The organism is Weizmannia agrestimuris, assembly GCF_943193165.1.
In the GTDB taxonomy this organism is placed as follows: domain Bacteria; phylum Bacillota; class Bacilli; order Bacillales; family Bacillaceae_C; genus Weizmannia; species Weizmannia faecalis.
The window spans coordinates 1-17,197 of the sequence record NZ_CALPDC010000022.1; the positions used below are offsets into that span (position 1 = coordinate 1).

The 17,197-nt window shown below is 44.1% G+C and carries 17 protein-coding genes and 1 pseudogene; 12 read left to right on the forward strand and 6 right to left on the reverse strand.

Annotated elements, in window-relative coordinates:
* Both NFR98_RS09535 and NFR98_RS09540 read right to left on the reverse strand, forming a co-directional pair.
* Positions 1–123, reverse strand: a 123-nt coding sequence (locus NFR98_RS09535; RefSeq protein WP_346223177.1) for a DUF6431 domain-containing protein, incomplete at its 3' end; no start/stop codon positions are given.
* Positions 124–357: 234 nt separating this feature from the next.
* A complete protein-coding gene (locus tag NFR98_RS09540) occupies positions 358–795 on the reverse strand; it encodes an Rrf2 family transcriptional regulator (protein WP_017550975.1) in 438 nt (145 codons plus the stop codon).
* A 147-nt stretch (positions 796–942) separates the two neighbouring features.
* Here NFR98_RS09540 and NFR98_RS09545 point away from each other — a divergent pair, with 147 nt between their 5' ends.
* Complete coding sequence (locus tag NFR98_RS09545; RefSeq protein ID WP_014096858.1) at positions 943–1,584, forward strand: NAD(P)-dependent oxidoreductase; 642 nt, start codon at positions 943–945, stop codon at positions 1,582–1,584.
* A gap of 171 nt (positions 1,585–1,755) precedes the next feature.
* On the opposite strand, the gene padC is transcribed toward NFR98_RS09545, so the two are convergent.
* Complete coding sequence (padC, locus tag NFR98_RS09550; RefSeq protein ID WP_017550974.1) at positions 1,756–2,259, reverse strand: phenolic acid decarboxylase; 504 nt, start codon at positions 2,257–2,259, stop codon at positions 1,756–1,758.
* A 113-nt stretch (positions 2,260–2,372) separates the two neighbouring features.
* On the opposite strand from padC, the gene NFR98_RS09555 reads away from it, so the two are divergent.
* The 6 genes from NFR98_RS09555 (at position 2,373) to NFR98_RS09580 (ending at position 7,867) form a co-directional block, all read left to right on the forward strand.
* Positions 2,373–2,933 carry a PadR family transcriptional regulator gene (locus NFR98_RS09555; RefSeq protein WP_014096860.1) on the forward strand — a complete coding sequence of 187 codons (561 nt, stop codon included), beginning with the start codon at positions 2,373–2,375 and terminating at the stop codon, positions 2,931–2,933.
* Positions 2,934–3,228: 295 nt separating this feature from the next.
* Positions 3,229–3,594, forward strand: a complete 366-nt coding sequence (locus tag NFR98_RS09560; RefSeq protein WP_014096861.1) for a GntR family transcriptional regulator — start codon at positions 3,229–3,231, stop codon at positions 3,592–3,594.
* A 1-nt stretch (position 3,595) separates the two neighbouring features.
* Complete coding sequence (locus NFR98_RS09565) at positions 3,596–4,294, forward strand: ABC transporter ATP-binding protein (RefSeq protein ID WP_026104572.1); 699 nt, start codon at positions 3,596–3,598, stop codon at positions 4,292–4,294.
* 12 nt (positions 4,295–4,306) lie between these two features.
* Positions 4,307–5,137: a membrane protein gene (locus NFR98_RS09570; RefSeq protein ID WP_035190981.1), complete on the forward strand. Its 831-nt coding sequence runs from the start codon at positions 4,307–4,309 to the stop codon at positions 5,135–5,137.
* 214 nt (positions 5,138–5,351) lie between these two features.
* Positions 5,352–5,993, forward strand: coding sequence for a hypothetical protein (locus NFR98_RS09575; RefSeq protein WP_251460016.1), 642 nt, complete (start codon positions 5,352–5,354; stop codon positions 5,991–5,993).
* Between the two features lie 185 nt (positions 5,994–6,178).
* The gene (locus NFR98_RS09580; RefSeq protein ID WP_251460018.1) at positions 6,179–7,867 is read left to right on the forward strand and encodes a hypothetical protein; all 1,689 of its coding nucleotides are present in this window, start codon (positions 6,179–6,181) and stop codon (positions 7,865–7,867) included.
* A 61-nt stretch (positions 7,868–7,928) separates the two neighbouring features.
* On the opposite strand, the gene NFR98_RS09585 is transcribed toward NFR98_RS09580, so the two are convergent.
* Positions 7,929–8,258: a hypothetical protein gene (locus NFR98_RS09585; protein WP_172653406.1), complete on the reverse strand. Its 330-nt coding sequence runs from the start codon at positions 8,256–8,258 to the stop codon at positions 7,929–7,931.
* A gap of 30 nt (positions 8,259–8,288) precedes the next feature.
* A complete protein-coding gene (locus NFR98_RS09590) occupies positions 8,289–9,770 on the reverse strand; it encodes a DASS family sodium-coupled anion symporter (RefSeq protein WP_251460020.1) in 1,482 nt (493 codons plus the stop codon).
* A gap of 573 nt (positions 9,771–10,343) precedes the next feature.
* Here NFR98_RS09590 and NFR98_RS09595 point away from each other — a divergent pair.
* Positions 10,344–11,446: pseudogene (locus tag NFR98_RS09595) on the forward strand (cupin domain-containing protein).
* A gap of 15 nt (positions 11,447–11,461) precedes the next feature.
* Positions 11,462–12,298 carry a fumarylacetoacetate hydrolase family protein gene (locus NFR98_RS09600; RefSeq protein WP_104851664.1) on the forward strand — a complete coding sequence of 279 codons (837 nt, stop codon included), beginning with the start codon at positions 11,462–11,464 and terminating at the stop codon, positions 12,296–12,298.
* A gap of 73 nt (positions 12,299–12,371) precedes the next feature.
* On the opposite strand, the gene NFR98_RS09605 is transcribed toward NFR98_RS09600, so the two are convergent.
* Positions 12,372–13,157 carry an IclR family transcriptional regulator gene (locus NFR98_RS09605; protein WP_014096871.1) on the reverse strand — a complete coding sequence of 262 codons (786 nt, stop codon included), beginning with the start codon at positions 13,155–13,157 and terminating at the stop codon, positions 12,372–12,374.
* A 231-nt stretch (positions 13,158–13,388) separates the two neighbouring features.
* On the opposite strand from NFR98_RS09605, the gene NFR98_RS09610 reads away from it, so the two are divergent.
* The 3 genes from NFR98_RS09610 (at position 13,389) to NFR98_RS15820 (ending at position 17,183) form a co-directional block, all read left to right on the forward strand.
* Entirely contained in the window at positions 13,389–14,744 is a 1,356-nt protein-coding gene (locus tag NFR98_RS09610; protein WP_104851663.1) for an MFS transporter, read from the forward strand.
* Positions 14,745–15,007: 263 nt separating this feature from the next.
* Entirely contained in the window at positions 15,008–16,795 is a 1,788-nt protein-coding gene (locus NFR98_RS09615) for a PucR family transcriptional regulator (protein ID WP_307190091.1), read from the forward strand.
* The gene (locus NFR98_RS15820) at positions 16,713–17,183 is read left to right on the forward strand and encodes a helix-turn-helix domain-containing protein (protein ID WP_307190092.1); all 471 of its coding nucleotides are present in this window, start codon (positions 16,713–16,715) and stop codon (positions 17,181–17,183) included. Before NFR98_RS09615 ends, NFR98_RS15820 begins: the two co-directional genes overlap by 83 nt.
* The last annotated feature ends 14 nt before the right edge of the window (positions 17,184–17,197 follow it).

A 17,197-nucleotide genomic window follows, 5' to 3' on the forward strand; every position in this document is an offset into this window, starting at 1 on the left:
TTCATCTGCCGGAATATCATGATTGGAACGATTAGTCAAAACCGTTTCAATACATTCCGATTTATATCTTTTATAAGACACCAGAAATTCTGGAAGTTCGTGATGAATCTGTACGTGTAAAATTTTACTCGAGGGGGCAGATAAATGAAAAAATGGGAAGACACTCTATCAACTAAATGTACACTGCGAAATGAATATCTAGAGAGGTCTTCCCACGGATATTATATCAATAATTGTTTGATTATTAAAGGATACAATGAATCTTAGTACCGCATTGACAAAATCCTATCTGCTCCGGATAATAAAACTATATTATTATGAATTTTGTGTAAAGACATTCAGTTTGGAATGTCTTTTTTAGCATATGGTGTTTTCTTTTTTGGCAATGTCTTTTACCACGTCTTCCAATGTCACCTGCTCCAAAACTTTCTCCATTGCCATCTGGGATGCTTCAAATATCGGTTCAATGGTGTTCTGAATATTTCTTCCCACAGGGCATTTCGGGTTCGGGTTCCGGTGAATGCTGAATAACGCTTTGTCCTGGACGACATTCACGGCCTTATAAACATCAAGGAGTGTAATATCGGACAGCGCTTTGGCCAGCCTTGCCCCTGCTTTCCCCGGATGGACTTCTATTAAGCCGGATTTTTTCAACATTCCCATGATTTTCCGGATGACAACAGGATTTGTGTTCACACTCTCCGCTAAAAACTCGGAAGAACTCACGCCATCTTTATTCATTTCAATCAACGCCAATATATGGATTCCAACAGCAAAACGACTGCTGATCGACATTTCCAGTCACCATCCTCATGTAATTCATATAATTACAAGTATAGTATAACTCCTAAAGGAAATAAATATCATTGACATGCCTGCCATCTTGTAATTATAATAATTACATGTAATAAAGTTGATTACATATTACAGGAGGAATGCCATATGAAAATTGGAATCATTGGCGCCAGCGGGAAAGCCGGCAGCCTTATTCTCAAAGAAGCGGTTGACAGGGGCCACGAAGTGACGGCAATTGTACGGAATGCAGCGAAAATTCAAGACAAACGGGTTGATGTGGTAGAAAAAAATATTTTCGATATCAAATCCGGAGATCTTCAAAAATATGATGTGGTCGTCAATGCATTTGGTGCTGCTCCAGGAAAGGAACACCAGCATGTGGAAGCCGGCCGGGTTTTAATTGAAGCTTTAAAAGGGGCGCCCGGCACACGCCTCGTCGTTGTAGGGGGTGCCGGCAGCCTGTTTGCGGATGAATCAAAAACCGTTCGCGTCATGGACACACCCGATTTTCCCGCTGCATTCCTGCCAACTGCGAAAAGCCAGGCACAAAATTTAGAAGACCTGCAGCATTCCACCGGTATCCAATGGACTTTTGTAAGCCCGGCCGCGTTCTTTGATCCGGCAGGCAAACGAACCGGATCCTACAAAAAAGGCGGGGATGTGCTGACGTTAAACTCAAAAGGGGAAAGCTACATCAGCTATGCAGATTTTGCGGTTGCAATCCTGGATGAAATTGAAAATCCGCACCATAAAAATGAACGATTTTCTGTTGTCGGCGAAGCAGAATAACAACTTGTTGTATAAAGAGGCTATCACATTTGCGTGATTCTGACCTTCTACAGCCAATATGTTAGAAGAAAATCAAGTGAAGGCACTGAAAAAGTGATCGTTTATTTTTATTTGCAAAAAAACGGTGAGACACGATGTCTCGCCGTTTTTTTGTTTTTGTGGGCTTTTCGCTTATGAAAATTTTAGTTTTCCTGAGCGGATGTCATCGGCCATCGTTGCATAAGGTGCTTCTGAAATCACTTTTTCGTTGTTTATGCCTTCATTCTTAATGTAAGTGATATCCGCAAATTCCGGAACCACATATTTCGGGTAAGTTTCGTATTTTTCGCGTGATTCTTCCATTAAATCAATATGGTCATTTTGATAGCAGACCGTGATTTCCGGGTGTTCATGTACCCATTTCGGGAAAAAGATCACTCCGTGCATCCGTTTGTCATCCGGCATGAAGTTCAGGGAAACGTCTGTGCCTGTCGGTTCTGTCCAGGAAACTTTAAAAACGCCATCCGTGATCTTCACGATATCTGCTTTTTGGCCGCGGACCCAGCGGCCGCCAACCATTCCGCTGTGGATGCGATAATCAACGGTATTTTGATTTTTTACATAAAATTCATATTCCCAGCCATTTTCATACGTATAGATCATATGGGTGCCTAAAAATTCTTCTAATGTTTTCATTATAAACCTCCTGTATTTAATAAATCATTCAATATTAAACATGTCAATATTTACATGTTTTATTTTATACCTATGCTATAATAATGTCAATAAATCGTGACGGAGGTTAGCCGATGGCAAAAAGAGTCCTTAAACACGCGATTCTGGGATTGTTGAGAAAACAAGATATGAGCGGTTATGATATTACGGCCGAGTTTACAAAGGAAATTTCCCAATTTTGGAGTGCCAAACACAGCCAGATTTATACCGAATTAAAAAAACTGCTGGATGAAAAACTGATCGAACAATATATTGAAATATCGGGCGTCAAACTGGAAAGAAAGATGTACAAGCTGACAGAAGAAGGAAAAAAGGAACTGGCACAGTGGCTGATGCACCCGGAACAAATTCCCGAGACGGAGAAAGATACATTTGCTTTAAAAGTTTATTTTATCCAATACATTCCCGAAGAAAAAATTCTTCCGCTTTTCCAGGACCAATTGGATCAGCGGGAGCAAAAATTATCGGAGCTGAAATCCCGTTACCAGCTTATTTTTGCGCAAAGAGAAGAGAAAATGGGACTTGCAGCAGATGAGTTAGGGCATTATCTTGTCCTGACAAAAGCGATCTCCCGGGAAGAAAGCTATGTAGACTGGCTGAAAAAAAGCATCCGGTTTATCAGGCAAAAAAGGTGAACGTTCCTTACCATTAGACGCCATGCGGGAGTGAACGCGGCACCGGCAGAAGAAGAAATTCAGCTAAGCGTATATTTTCGGGATAGGATCATTGAATCGTTGCCCGGCTTAAGCAAAAAGGCATTTTGGTTTTCAAATAAGGCCCTGATTTCGTGAAAAATCTTTTCCGATTTCAGGGCCTTTTCGTTTGGCCATGCCGGGCCAGCCCCGGAAAGGGAATATGGCGTTGACAGTACCGGAATATTAGTGTACTATTTATATAGTACACTAATACACCATAACTGGAGGTGAAAAGGTGGAATTTAGCAGTTCTTTGCCCATTTATATTCAAATCATGAATTTAATTAAGACTAAGGTGGTTTCCGGTGAAATCGACAGAGGGGAAAAACTGCCATCGGTCAGGGAATTATCAAAGGAATTAAAAGTCAATCCGAATACAATCCAAAGAGTCTATCAGGAACTGGAGCGGGAAGAGCTGGTGAAAACGCAAAGAGGAATGGGAACTTTTGTAACAGAGGACAGCCTTATCATCAGCCATTTAAAACAAAGCATGGCTGCAGCGGTCATAGACCGTTTTTTCAGGGAAATGGAAAATTTGGGTTTCCAGCCTGATGAAATTAAAAAAATGATATCGGAAAGGTTTATGGAAGGGAATGAATAAAATGAAGAATATCGTAGAAATAAACGGGCTGGCAAAGCATTATTTCCGTAAAAAAGCCCTGGATCAGTTGAATTTAACGATAGAGGAAGGAAAAGTCGTTGGAATATTAGGCCCGAATGGAAGCGGAAAAACAACGCTGATTAAAATTTTAACCGGCCTTTTACGGCAAACAGGCGGAGAAGTGCGGATTGGCGGATACAAAGTGGGCGTGGCAACAAAATCCATTGTTTCTTATTTGCCTGACCGCAATTTTCTGTATAAATGGATGCGGATCAAGGATGCTTTGAAATTATATCAGGATTTTTATGAGGATTTCGATGAAAAGAAGTTCGAAGCATTACTTGATTTTATGAAGTTGGAAAAAGACATGAAAATTGATACGTTGTCAAAAGGCATGCATGAAAAACTGAACCTCTCGCTTGTCCTGGCAAGAGATGCAAAATTATATATTCTGGATGAGCCAATCGCCGGCGTCGACCCGGTTGCAAGAGACCAAATATTGGATGCGATTATCGGCAACTTCCGCGAAAACAGTTCGATGATCATTACGACGCATTTAGTCAGGGATATGGAAAGCATATTGGACGAAGTGGTCTTCTTAAAAGACGGCCGGATTGTTCTGGCGGGAAATGCAGAGCAATTGCGGGAAGAAAAGGGCAAGCAAATCGACACAATTTATAAAGAAGTTTTCGGGGCATAGGAGGGAAAACGGATGTTGAAATATATGAAGTATGAAATAAGAGGGACTTACAAATTTATTTTGGGGATATTGGCTTTGGTATTCATCCTCTTGGCCGGCATGTACGCCTCCTCTAATCAGGAAGGCTCGCTGTTCCATTCAGTGCAAATCTTTATGCCGATTGGCGTTATGCTATTATTTGGTGCGGCTCTCACTGCATTCCTCTACATCGTCGGCTCGTTCCGAAAAGAATTGTATGATGACAGCGGCTACCTTACCTTTACATTGCCGCTGACAGGGAACCAAATACTTGGATCTAAACTCATCGCTGCTTTGTTTTGGTTTATGGTGTTAGGCATTGGCGTTGTGCTATTCAACTTCTTAATGGTGATGATTTTCAGCCCATTCCATATTGATCACATATCAAAACTTTTCTCTGCGATCTCAAAAGTTCTATCCATAAAAGCGTGCATTTACATGACATTATCTATGGTTTTTAGCGTTGTCAGTGTGTTATTGCTGATCTATTTTTCAATGGCACTCAGCAAAGTAACGTTCCGCCATAAAAAGATTGGCGGTTTATGGTTCGTCGTGTTCATCATTTTAAGCGGCGTATTCGGCTATATTGACGCCGAAATCAGCCAATGGATTCCGTATTATTTAGACCTGAGCACTTTCCATGTGGAAACACCCGCTTCCTACCATGATCTGCTTCAGATGCACTACCATAGCGCCGGGCTGCACTTTAATGCAATTGCAGGATCTGCCGCCACAAATATCGCATCTTTTGTTTATCATTTGGCGTTGATGATCGCCTTATTCTTAGGGACAGGGTATCTGATTGAGAAGAAAATAGACTTGTAATCGCGCAGGAAAAGTGATGATAAAGCTGTGTCAGCGGGCGTTTATCAACTTCTGCTGCTAACATGTCAGGAGGGGCGGTGCCGCGAGCAGGCATTGCCCCCCTTTTTTATGGCGATGAAAATTCAACGCCTGTTTTTAACATCCGGGGGTGGGTTTGAAGCGCGGCCGCGGAGGGGAAAATAATGGAAAGAAACCTGGAATGCGGAGGCTTATGATGAATCCATTCAAAAAAGTACGCCCGGAAGGTTGGCTCATTTTGCTTGGTGCAATTTTGATGCTTGTCGCTACGATTTTGCATCCGCCACTTGTCGACCCTTATGACCTTCAAAAAGATTATCACGCGTTCAAGCATGCACAGTTTTGGATAGGCGACCATATCCTCATGCTTATTGCGATCAGCTTGTGGCTGGCCGGGCTTGCTGCAAGTAAAACATACATGGCAAGGAACAATAAAACTGCCGATTTCGGCGCAGGGATGATATTTGTGGCACTGGCAGCCTGGATATTGATCCTTGCCTCGGAATTAACCATTCTCCCGATTCTCGGAAATAAAGGCACAGATGTCAAAGTGTGGGAAGCGGTTTTTTCTTTCGGGCTGTTGTCCGGCTATTTCGCTTTTGCCTGCAGCTGGATCGGCATTTTCTGCTATGGCATGGCGATGAAACAGGCTGGCGGCACCTTTCCGAAATGGTTTTCTGCCTCTGCCCGATGGTCCAGTCTGCTCGCCTTTTTCGGCATCATCATCACGTGTCTGCATTTTGACTTCGGCTATTTCGTGATTCCGGTTACGGTAGGACCGGTCTTTTTATGGACGATCTGGCTGGCTGTTTTACTGCTGTCAGGCCGCATGGATTGAGTGTCGGTTTTTTGCCTGTACTGCACGAGATCCATTTTGCGATCAGAAGCGGAAAACAGAGGGACTTAAAACTGGAGATTTACAACATCCGTCTCGAAATTCCTCCCCCGCATGCCATCCATCTTCTATTTTAATGAAACTTCTTTTCTGGTTTTTCGTATAGATGATCAGAAAGGGTGGTTGATGTGGGGTTACTCATCATGTTTACGGCCATTTTTGCGATGGTTGCCGCGGTGCTGGTATTTCCTTTTTCAGATAAAAAATTGAAACATGCCGGCGAGCCGCAAAGTGGAGAAAAATTGAAGACATTTTTATCTTTATTTCTGTTGCTGTGGGTACTTTCTGCTGTTTTTTTCTACGTGACGAAAAGGGATTTAAATCCATCCGTTTTCTGGCCGGCACTGTTTTTTGCTTCTCTTGCCGGTGCTTTTCTCGCCAGTGGAAAAGAACAGTTCGCAAAGGGGCTCGTTTTGCTCGTTTCCTTGGGCATCGCCGGGTATATGCTGACAGCGCCGCTTTGGAATGCCGGGGAAAAATATCACACAGCGAAAATGGCGCAAAAAACGGAAATTGAGCCGTTTGATGAGCGGGAAACACCGGCGAGCGTGCCGCCGAAGTTTGCGCGCAATAAAATGAAGAAGTCATTCGGCCAGGTTCCGAATGCAAGTTATTACCAGTTGGGAAACCTGCAAATCCAGAAAGTGAACGGCAAGTACGTTTATATTGCGCCGGTGGAGTTTTCCGGATTTTTTAAATGGCTAAAAGGCAGGGAAACACCCGGATATTTTGTGATGAGCGCAACAGATGCGGATGACAATCCAAAATTTGTAAAGCAAAATATGCGCTATACGCCTTCTTCTTTCTTACAGAAGAACCTGTCCCGCCACATTCGCCTCCATTATCCGAAAAAGATTTTTTACGGCGAGCCGCAAGTGGAAGTGGATGATCACGGCAAAGCGTATTACATTCGGACTTACGGCCATTTTATATCGGCAAGGAACGGATTTAAGGCGGAAGGCATTGTACTTGTGGATCCGGAATCAGGGGCCATGAAGTCCTATTCTTTAAAACAGGCGCCTGCTTTTATTGACGGTGCTGTTTCTCCGGAAGCCGTCAGCCTGCAAAACAGTTATTTCGGCAAATTTGTCCACGGTTACTGGAACACGCTGTTCGGCAAGCGGGATGTGAAACTCCCAACGGATGAAGGAACAGAAGCAAATGTCAGCCCGATTTTTGATGATAAAGGGACGATGTATTATTTTACCGATTTTACCAGCCCGAAAAAAGATGTGGACTCGATGCTTGGCTATTCGCTTACAAACGCGCGGACCGGGAAGGCTACATATTATACAGGTAATTTGCAGGAATCGTATATGGATTCGCAAGGCAATTTGCAAATTGTCGAGAAAAAATTTATCGAGAAGAAATGGAAAGGCTCGATGCCGATTTTGTACAATTTTTACGGAGAAGCCAGCTGGCTGACGCCTGTGCTTGACTCCAACGGTTTTCTGCAGACGTATTTTATCGTTTCCGCGGCCAATCCGGAAATCTCGGTGAATGCTTCGACACCCGATGCTGCGCTTAAGTTGTATAAAATTGCCCTCCGGCGCGGCGGCAGCAGTGTTGACGGCTCATCGGGTTCGGAAACGAAAACCGTCTCCGGCAAGGTGCTCCGTGTATATAAAGAAAAAACGGGCGATTATACCAGTGTCTCCTTCCTGCTTGCTAGCGGCCAAAACTTTACCGTCAGCTCGGATACCGTCCCAATGGCCATTTATTTGAAAGAAGGAGATCAGGTGAAAGTGACTTACCTCAGTACCGGCGAAACCTTTTTACCAGTGAAGGCAATGGAGATAAAGGGGATTGGGAAGTAAAAGCAGAACAGGGGCCAGAAAACCCCTGTTTTTTTAGGCAAAAAATGAGCTGTGCGGCCGTTCATGGTCCGGATGCAGGCCCACACATGTACCAAATACTGGTTTTTGCTGACATGGTACGGCAGCCGGTTTTTGTGCGTTTTTTGCACGAGATCATGGTAAAGTGCAAATAACGCCGGGCCAGATGCAGGGTGCTTTCGGGCTTTCCGGTAATAACGCTGTTGCTCAAGCCGGTCTGTTTTTTCATCATAATAATGCGTGCCATCCGCCTGCATCTTTCCTTTATTCTCTGACAAAATCCTTTTGAACCGGGCAGTACCGTATTCATACCATGCTTGGTTATTCCTGATTTTTTCCAAAATGAGATCCCGGTTGCTGTCCATTTCACCATCCCCATTCGTCTACATATTAAAGAGCTTGCTTATAGCAATCCGACCCATTTCCAGTATGTCATGCTGAACAATAAGATTAATAGATAACCGATAATGGTCAATGGCAGGCCTGATTTCAGAAAATCTTTTGCCGTAAAAGCGCCTGTCCCGTATGCGAGCATTCCTTGCGGTGAGTTGACCGGAAGCAGGAAGCCGATGCTGATGACAAATTGCTGGATCAGGACGAAACCGATTTGGTTGTCACCCAGATGGATCGTGGAAGTGAGGGCAATAAAGATCGGAATCAGCGCTGAAGACAGGCTGGTCGCACTTGCAAAGCCGAGATGGATCAGGATATTGAACAAAGATACAAGGGCAATCGTAGCAATGAGCGGCATCGTTTCCAGACCGAGCGAGCCGAATATCTTGTTAGACAGCCATTGTGCCCCATGGGTGTCTAGCAAAACCGTACCGAGCGAAATGCCGACTGCAAACACAATCACGGTTCCCCACGGAATAAGATGTTCAACTGATTTCCAATCAAAAACCCCGATCTTTGGTGCCAGTAAAATCCCAATCGCGATAATTGTGACAGTGGTCGTATCAAACGGATGAAGTTTTCCTTCCGTCGTCCAGAAAAGCAATAAAAGCAAGGAAATCACGATTAAACGGATCTCAGAAGCTTTTAAATGGCCAAGTTCTTTTAATTGATTTTCGATTAAATCTTTTCCTGCCTCAAGGGCTTTTGTTTCCGGCTTAATTAAGTGGGTCATCACGAAAAACAAAAGGATGGACATGATGAATGCCCACGGAGCCGCATATAAAAACCAGGAACTCCATGTAATGTCCGTTTCAAATTCTTTCTGAATAAACCCGAGTGCAACCATATTCTGGGCGGCCGCCGTTTTGATGCCGATGTTCCAAATGGAAACTGCCTGAACGGAAGTAATCACCAGCAATGCGCCGAGTTTGCTGTTATTCGGCAGCCCGAATGCGGCTACCATTCCGAGTAAAATCGGGACCACGGCACCGGCGCGGGCAGTGGCGCTTGGAACAAAAAATGCCAATACGATGGAAACAAGGATAGCGCCAAAGACGAGGTTACTCGTTTTCGTGCCGACGCGGGACAAGATCCAGAGGGCAAGCCGTTTATGAAGATTGGTCACCTGCATGGCAGCAGCCAGAAATAAGGCTGCGGCTACAAGAGCAACGGCAGAGCTGCTGAATCCACTGAGGGCCATGGCCAGGGCATTGCCTGTTCCCGTCATTTGTGAAGGATCCTGGATACTTGGCGCAAGTCCGATTAAGAGGGCAATTAAACCAACAATCATGGCGGCACTAACCTGGTAGGAAACAGCCTCTGTCACCCATAATATCAGGGCAAAGGCGACGATGGCGAGTGCACGTTGGCCGGCTATCGGCAGGCCTTTCATGTGGGGGAGAAGCGTAATCGCAATCAGAGCGGCAAAAGCAGCAGCGATCCAAACCCATTGCCATTTCATCTTCTTCGTTTGCTGGTTGGCAGCATTCATTTTGACCCCTCCCTTTTGAATTCTTCCAAATATTTATCCTACTTTAATTGTAGCAAAGCGATACAGGAGAAAATGTTAAAGATTGGTGTAATTTTGTAAGCGATTCCGATATTTTGTTGGGACTCGGTTCAGCTGGATGCATAAAATATGAAATTTTCTAAGCTCTCAGGTGTATATAAGAGAAGTCTGGGGGGAAGGGAGCGTACTCTCATCAACTGGAACCCCTTTTTATTTGACATGATTGCTTAAGGCGGCTGCAGGCGTGAAAGATGTGTCTAATGAAATGGATATGCTGGAAAGTTGCGGAGAAGATTATCCAGCCGTTCCATGCGTTTTAGAAAGAACGGATGCTGCGTTCCGTAGATTTTACTTATTTTCGGGCCGGCTATCCATGCCAAAAATTCTGCATTTGATATTGTGAAAAAGCCCTGTCTGCCTGCATACATGATGCCAGCAGGCTTTTTACTTAAAAATTTTTAGAAAAATAAAATAAAATAGTTGACAGGATTTATATCATCAAATAAGATCTATATAGATAATTAAATTAACTATATAGAAAAAGGAGTGGGGTGGATGGTTGAAAGTAAGGTGCATGGAAAAGCAAATCAGTTTTATGAAGGATTAAAAAAACACAATCTTGGCCCTTTATGGTTTGATCTGGGACATATGGTCACAAAGGAACCGGTACATGATGTTGAATCTTATTTATGGAAATGGCAGACGATAAAAGATTATGTGCTTCAGTCCGGTGAATTGGTGGAACCGGGAAAAGATGCGGAACGCCGTGTTGTTTATCTGCAGAATCCAAGTTTGCTGAAACGCGGGCTGGTTGGTTATGGCACGCATACATTGTATGCCGGGATCCAGCTGCTTCTGCCGGGCGAGTATGCCCCGTCCCATCACCATTCCCAGTCAGCTATCCGTTTTATTCTCGAAGGAACTGGTGCCTATACGGCAGTGAACGGCGAGAAAGCTTACATGGAGCGTGGCGACATGGTATTGACACCGGCTTGGACATGGCATGAACACAGGCATGAGGGGACTGGGCCGGTGATCTGGATGGATGGATTGGATGTGGGCCTTGTCCGTACGCTGGCTGCCTCTTTCTTTGAACCGTACGAAGAAGAATCATATCCGCTGGCAGATTCAGAGAGTGATTCCAATGGCCAATTTGCAAGGAACGCGTTTAAAAAACTGCATGAGAAACCAGCACCGGATTATCCATCCCCTGTTTTTGCCTATAAGTTTAACCAGGTAAGTGCATTGTTGGATTGTATGACTGGGACCCTTTTGACGGCTATGCCATTGAATACATCAATCCGAAAACGGGTGGTTCGGCGGATGTGCGCATCGGAACCATGATGCAAAAACTCAGCCCCGGCCGGCAGACGAAAGCGCACCGCCATGTCCACAGTGCAATTTATCATGTGTTAGAAGGAAAAGGTTATACGGTGATAGACGGCCAGAAATTTGAGTGGGAAAAAGGAGACTTTTTCATTCTGCCACCATGGAGTGTTCATGAGCATGTGAATACCGGAAATGCAGATGTCCTTCTCTTTTCATTTAATGACAAACCGATTATGGAAAAACTGGAGCTGGAATATAGTGAGGCATACGAAGAGCATGGCGGGCACCAGGAAATTGAAAGGGAATTCGTACCGGACGGACTTGCCTGAGAGGAGCGGAAATTTGTGAAAATCGCAATTTTTAACGAAGACTTGCTTGGCGCGGTAACAGGGGATCGCATTACAGATATTTCAAAAGTGACGAATTGGGATCGCAATGACCCGCATGCTTCCTTCCTCAAACTCATGGCACATTATGATGAATGGAAGGAAAATATTGAACAGGAAATTGCTTCGGGTGTTTCTTATCCCTTAAATGGGGTTACACTCAAATGCCCTGTGTCGGGAGCAGGGAAGATATGGGCAGCGCCGGTAAATTATCTTAAACACCAGGAAGAAATGAACCACCAATTTAACAATGCGCCGAGAACAATTGAAGAGCTGTCCTTGTTCTTAAAATCTCCGCAATCGCTGTCAGGACCGTCGGACCCGATAATTCTCCCATTCCCGGAAAGGCGGACGGACCACGAAGCGGAGCTTGGATACATTGTCGGCAAAAAAGCAAAAAATGTAAAAGCAAGGGAAGCAAAGGATTATATTTTCGGATATTTTGCTTTGCTGGATATTTCCATCCGCGGAAATGAAGAGCGGACATGGAGAAAATCGTTTGATACATTTACCCCGATTGGCCCTTGGATTGTGACGGAGGATGAAATTAAAAATCCCAATGATCTGGCAATTTCACTTTGGGTAAATGATGAACTGCGCCAGAGCGGCAGCACGAAATATTTAATCTATGACTGCTATAAATGTTTTGAACTGGCTTGCGACCATATGACCCTTCATCCGGGCGATATTATTGCAACCGGCACGCCGGAGGGAGTCGGCCCGATCCGGGAAGGGGACCGCGTTAAAATCAGCATTGAGCAGATTGGGGAATTTACTGTGGATGTAACAATTTAATTTAAAATAAAGGGCCGCCAAAACATCACAGTTGACGGTCCTTTTTCTGATAGATTCCGTAAAGTTTTTGCGGTTAAGATTCCTCCGCTGGTGACTGTCCCGACTCATATCCGAATTCAGCTGAAATTTCAAGGCTTTTTTGCAAAAGGTAACGACTGGATTCCTCTTCTGCCCGTAATGGAACCGTATCCCCAAGACCAACAATGACAACTGCACCGAGCAGATGGCGATCGTAATTAAAAATTGGAATGGCAGCTGATGAAATTGATTTTGCCAGAGCATCTTTGGCAAATGAAATGCCTTCTTTTTGAATGGCTTTAAGCTTCTCCCTCAGATTACTCCTCTCATCAGGAACCATGTTGGCAATGCCCTTTCCAATCCATTCTTCAATCATTGGCCCTTTTTTATAGGCGGCAAAAAGCATCCCGGCTGCTGAATGAACAGGAAGAATGGTTCCTACCTGCCCGCCGAGATTGAGTCCGGCCCGGCTGTGTATCATTTTTACGATCATCGGGCCGCCATGCGTCCATACGGCCAGCAAAGTCGTCTCCCCGAAAGTATGATTAATTTCTTCAAGATAATATGCAGTTTTGGCCACAATATCTTCCTGGTTGACTGCGGCCATACCGTATTGGATCAATGTGCTTCCGGGGGAGTATAACCCGGTTTCTTTATTCCGGTGAATGGCACCAATGGAAATCAGTGTATTTAAGTATTTATACAGATTGCTTTTTGTAATATTTGTACGGGCATGAATTTCATTAAACTTAATCGGTTTGCCATGCTTTACAATCACATCAATGATAGAAAAACCAACAAGGAGGGATTGGATTTTAACAGTTGTTTTTGCTTCAGACATAAGGCAAGCATCCTTTTTGCCGATGTTATTTCTCTCTATTTTAGCATTCTTAGAGGGGTACTAAAAGAGAATGCTGTTAATGGTTCCAACAAGTTGTTTAAAACGGCAGGAACGATTTCCTACAAATCAGATGTAAAAGTTTATTTAACAAATTGTTAAAATTCAATTAAATAAAAGGCAGTTGAATCGATGCATTTTATAAGCATTTACTATTATATTGGGAGGTAAAAAATGAAATTTGTGAATCCAAACCGGGTTATCGATCAAAGCCGTTTCCACTCTTTTCACGGATTGCTGGTTTTTTGGCTTTTTTTTGCCATTATGTTTGACGGGTATGACGTTGTGGTATACGGCGCGACTGTTCCTTCTTTAATCAAAGAATGGGGAATTTCGGATGTTTTAGCTGGTGCGATTGGCAGCTATACGGTAATCGGGACAGCAGTCGGTGCGATCGCGTTTGGTGTTCTTGCGGATAAAATGGGTAGGAAGAATGTCATTATTTTTACGACGGTTCTTTTCAGTTTGTTTATGTTTCTATCCGGGTTTGCGCAAGGGCCGGTAATGTTTACGGTATTTCGCATTCTCGCCGGCGTCGGCCTGGGAGGGGTTATGCCGAACGTTATTGCATTGGCAACTGAATTTTCCCCGAAATATATCCGGTCTGCAGTCGTGTCCTTTGTATTTTGCGGTTACTCTGCCGGCGCCATTGCAGCCGCATTAACAACACGGGCATTGCTTCCTATAGCCGGTTGGGAAGCGGTTTATTGGATAGGGGGCTTGCCGCTTCTTTTAACGCCATTTTTCATCAAGCATCTCCCGGAATCGATCAGTTTTCTTTTAGCAAAAGGGGATGAAGAAAAAGTGAGGCAGGTTCTGCGGAGAGTGAACCCAAGTTTAGATAAGACAGTTTCTTTACAATACGAAGAAGTTCCGTTTAAGGAGAAAGGCTCTCCGGTTGTCAAGCTGTTTGAACAAAAGCGTGCTTTTAGTACTTGCATGTTCTGGGTTTCCTGCTTCAGTGCATTCGTATTGATTTACTCCATGAATACATGGCTTCCCCGCCTCATGATGCAGGCCGGCTATGATTTAAGTTCCAGTTTGGTTTTTACCGCTGTGATGCAGGTTGGAGCCATCGCGGGAACCCTTGTATTCGGACCGCTCGTCGATAAACTTGGCTTTAAAAAAGTGCTTGTGCCTTTATTCTTTGTCGGCGCACTGTCGCTTTCTTTTATCGGCTTCAGCAACAGCACCGTTCTTGCACCCGGTTTAATTGCTATCGTGGGTGCGGCTTCTGTAGGTGTTCAAAATTTATCCAATGCCTTTGTTTCGCAATATTATCCTGTCCAAATGCGGTCAACCGCTTTAGGCAGCACAATGGCATTTGGCAGGATAGGAGGAATCATCGCGCCCACATTTGTCGGATTTTTGCTCTCATTGCAGCTTTCTCCGCAATACAATTTTTCGGCCATTGCCGTAGCGGCAGTCCTTGGAGGGCTTGCGATGCTTTTCGTCCAGGAGAAGTATGGGGTGCACGATCATGCCGGGGAGCAGGAAAAGTTGGATTCAGAAATAAAAGCGACACATTAGCCGTTTACACAAAATGGGCAGGGAAAAGAGGTTCCCTGTCCGTTTGCTCATTTTTAGCAGTAAATTCAGATAATAAATAATGGTGTGACAAGCTCCACGGTATTCTATACAATAAAGTTAGCGTTTCCATCGCGAAAGAGCCGGCAAAAAGTTAAAAGTCGGGGACAGTATTGCACAAAAAGAACACGCGTTTTACAGGAAAGGCTTGAATGTGTACAAAGCGTCAAAAACGAGCCGTGAAAATTCAAAAGGAGGGGAGGATCGTGCATGACATTAAGCTGAACAGGCTGATGAAAGATGTGGAGGAGCATTTAAGAAATACATCGCGCCAGTTAATCCAATTTGATACGGAAGAAGAAGCGCTTCAATATTTGACGAATTATTTTCATGCAGCAATAAACTTTGATTTTGTAGGGGTTGCATTAATCGAAACGGACGCTTTGATCTGCAAGGCCTGGAGCGGAAAACTGGATTCGATTGCCGCCGCATTCCCGATACCGGTTGGACGCTGTACGCCGAAACTGCTGGCCCAGAATTTAACTTCGCAAAAGGACGGGGATGAAAACTGCCTGCTTATCAGCAAATTAAAAGAGATGGGGGCAAAAACGTGGTTTACCGTTCCGCTGGCGGAAAAAAACCATCCGTTCGGGCTTTGCATTTTCGGGTATGACCATTATGTCCCCCTCCTTGACCTCGAACAGTCTTTTGAGGAGTTTGGAAAAGACATCGCCGTCATTTTAAAAATGGTGAAGCAAAAAGAAATGCAATCAAAAAGAATAAAAGGGATGGAGTGGATCAGCCAGAGCCTTTCCTTGGAAAAACCGTTCGAAAATTATATTGCGGATTTAACCTCAAAGGCAGGCCTGTGGACAAAAGCGGATTTTGCCTGCATTTACGCCTATAGCGAGAAAGAAAACAGCTTTGTTTTTCAACCCCCGGCCTACGGGAAGATGGACTACCCGAAAATCATTCCGATGGATAATTACCGTTTAAAAGATACCTTTCCTTATCTTGAAGAACCGGGAAGCAGCCAGCTGACTATCCCACTTGTTGTGAACGTCAAAACAGTAGGGGTGCTGCATATTGAAAAAAAGTATTCCGGCCGATTTACGGAAGAAGACCTGGCCGTGCTGGACTTTCTTTCCCAATATATTGCAGCCCTGCTTGAAAATGCCCGGCTTTACAACAATGAAAAAGAACGCAAAAACCGATTGCTCAGTCTTCTCGACTATGAGCAAAAGCTGATCAAAGAAACCGTTAAAAATGAAAGTTTCGATGCGATCCTCTTTGCGTTCGCGGAAATTTTTAAAAGCTCTATTGTGTTATTTGATCAGTTCATGCAACCAATTGCCATTCAAACCATAAGCCCAGAAAAACCGGTTAACGTTACAGCGCTCGCACAGGAGGCGAAAAAGCTAAAAAAATCTTTTAAAGATGGATTTACGGTTCAAAACCCGGATGAATCTGTTTTTTCCTTTTGGCGGATCAGCGCTGAAAACCGCCTGCTCGGATTTTTGGCAATAGGAAGAAATCCGGATGGTTTCGATGAATTTGACCGGCTTACCGTTGATTTGTCCAAAAATATATGCTCGATCCAATTTATGAAGCAGCGGCTCGTCCTCGAAGCGAAAGAGCAGGAAAAGGACAGTTTTGTCAGCCAGATCTTAACCGGTAAAATCAAAAATAAAAAGTCCGTCCTGCAATATGCCAATTTTTTGCAGTGGGATTTATTTAAAAGTCACCGAGTTGCTGTTCTATCCATTGCGCCGGACGGACAAAAGGAAGATCAGACGGCACAAATATGGGATTTTATCAAATCAAAATTGCTGGAGTGGGACAAAGACATCCTAACGGCAAGCGTGGAAGGCATGTTTATTGTCATTGCCCCGGCAACACGCGAAAAAGGGCATGACTGGCCAGCCTTGCATGAAAAAATGGAACATTGGGCAGCGGATGAATGGAAAAACTGTGCGCTGTTTATGGGAATCGGGTCTGAAACAAAATGTAGAAGATTATCAAGAAAGCTTCAAACAGGCATTGCAGGCGCATAAAGTCGTAAAGGCTCGCCTGCGAAAGGAAAAATTCGCTTTTTTTGAAGCGCTCGGTTCCTATACCATTCTGCATCATCTGAACAACCCCACTGCCATTGACTTGTTTTTAAGAAAACAGCTGGGTCCTTTAATCGAGTATTCTGATTCAAAAAGCATGAATCTTTGCCACACACTGGATGTGTATTTAAAAAATAACGGGAACGTCAACAGCACCTCAAAGGAGTTGTTCATGCACAGAAGCTCGCTGCTCTACCGGCTTGAAAGAATTGAGTCGCTGTTGAACATTAGGCTGAATGACTCGGAAACGCGCTTCAATTTGATGATGGCCCTTAAGTTATATGAGATGTACGGATATCGTAAAAAACGTCTTCCCGATGAAGACGCTTAAACAGAGATGGACAC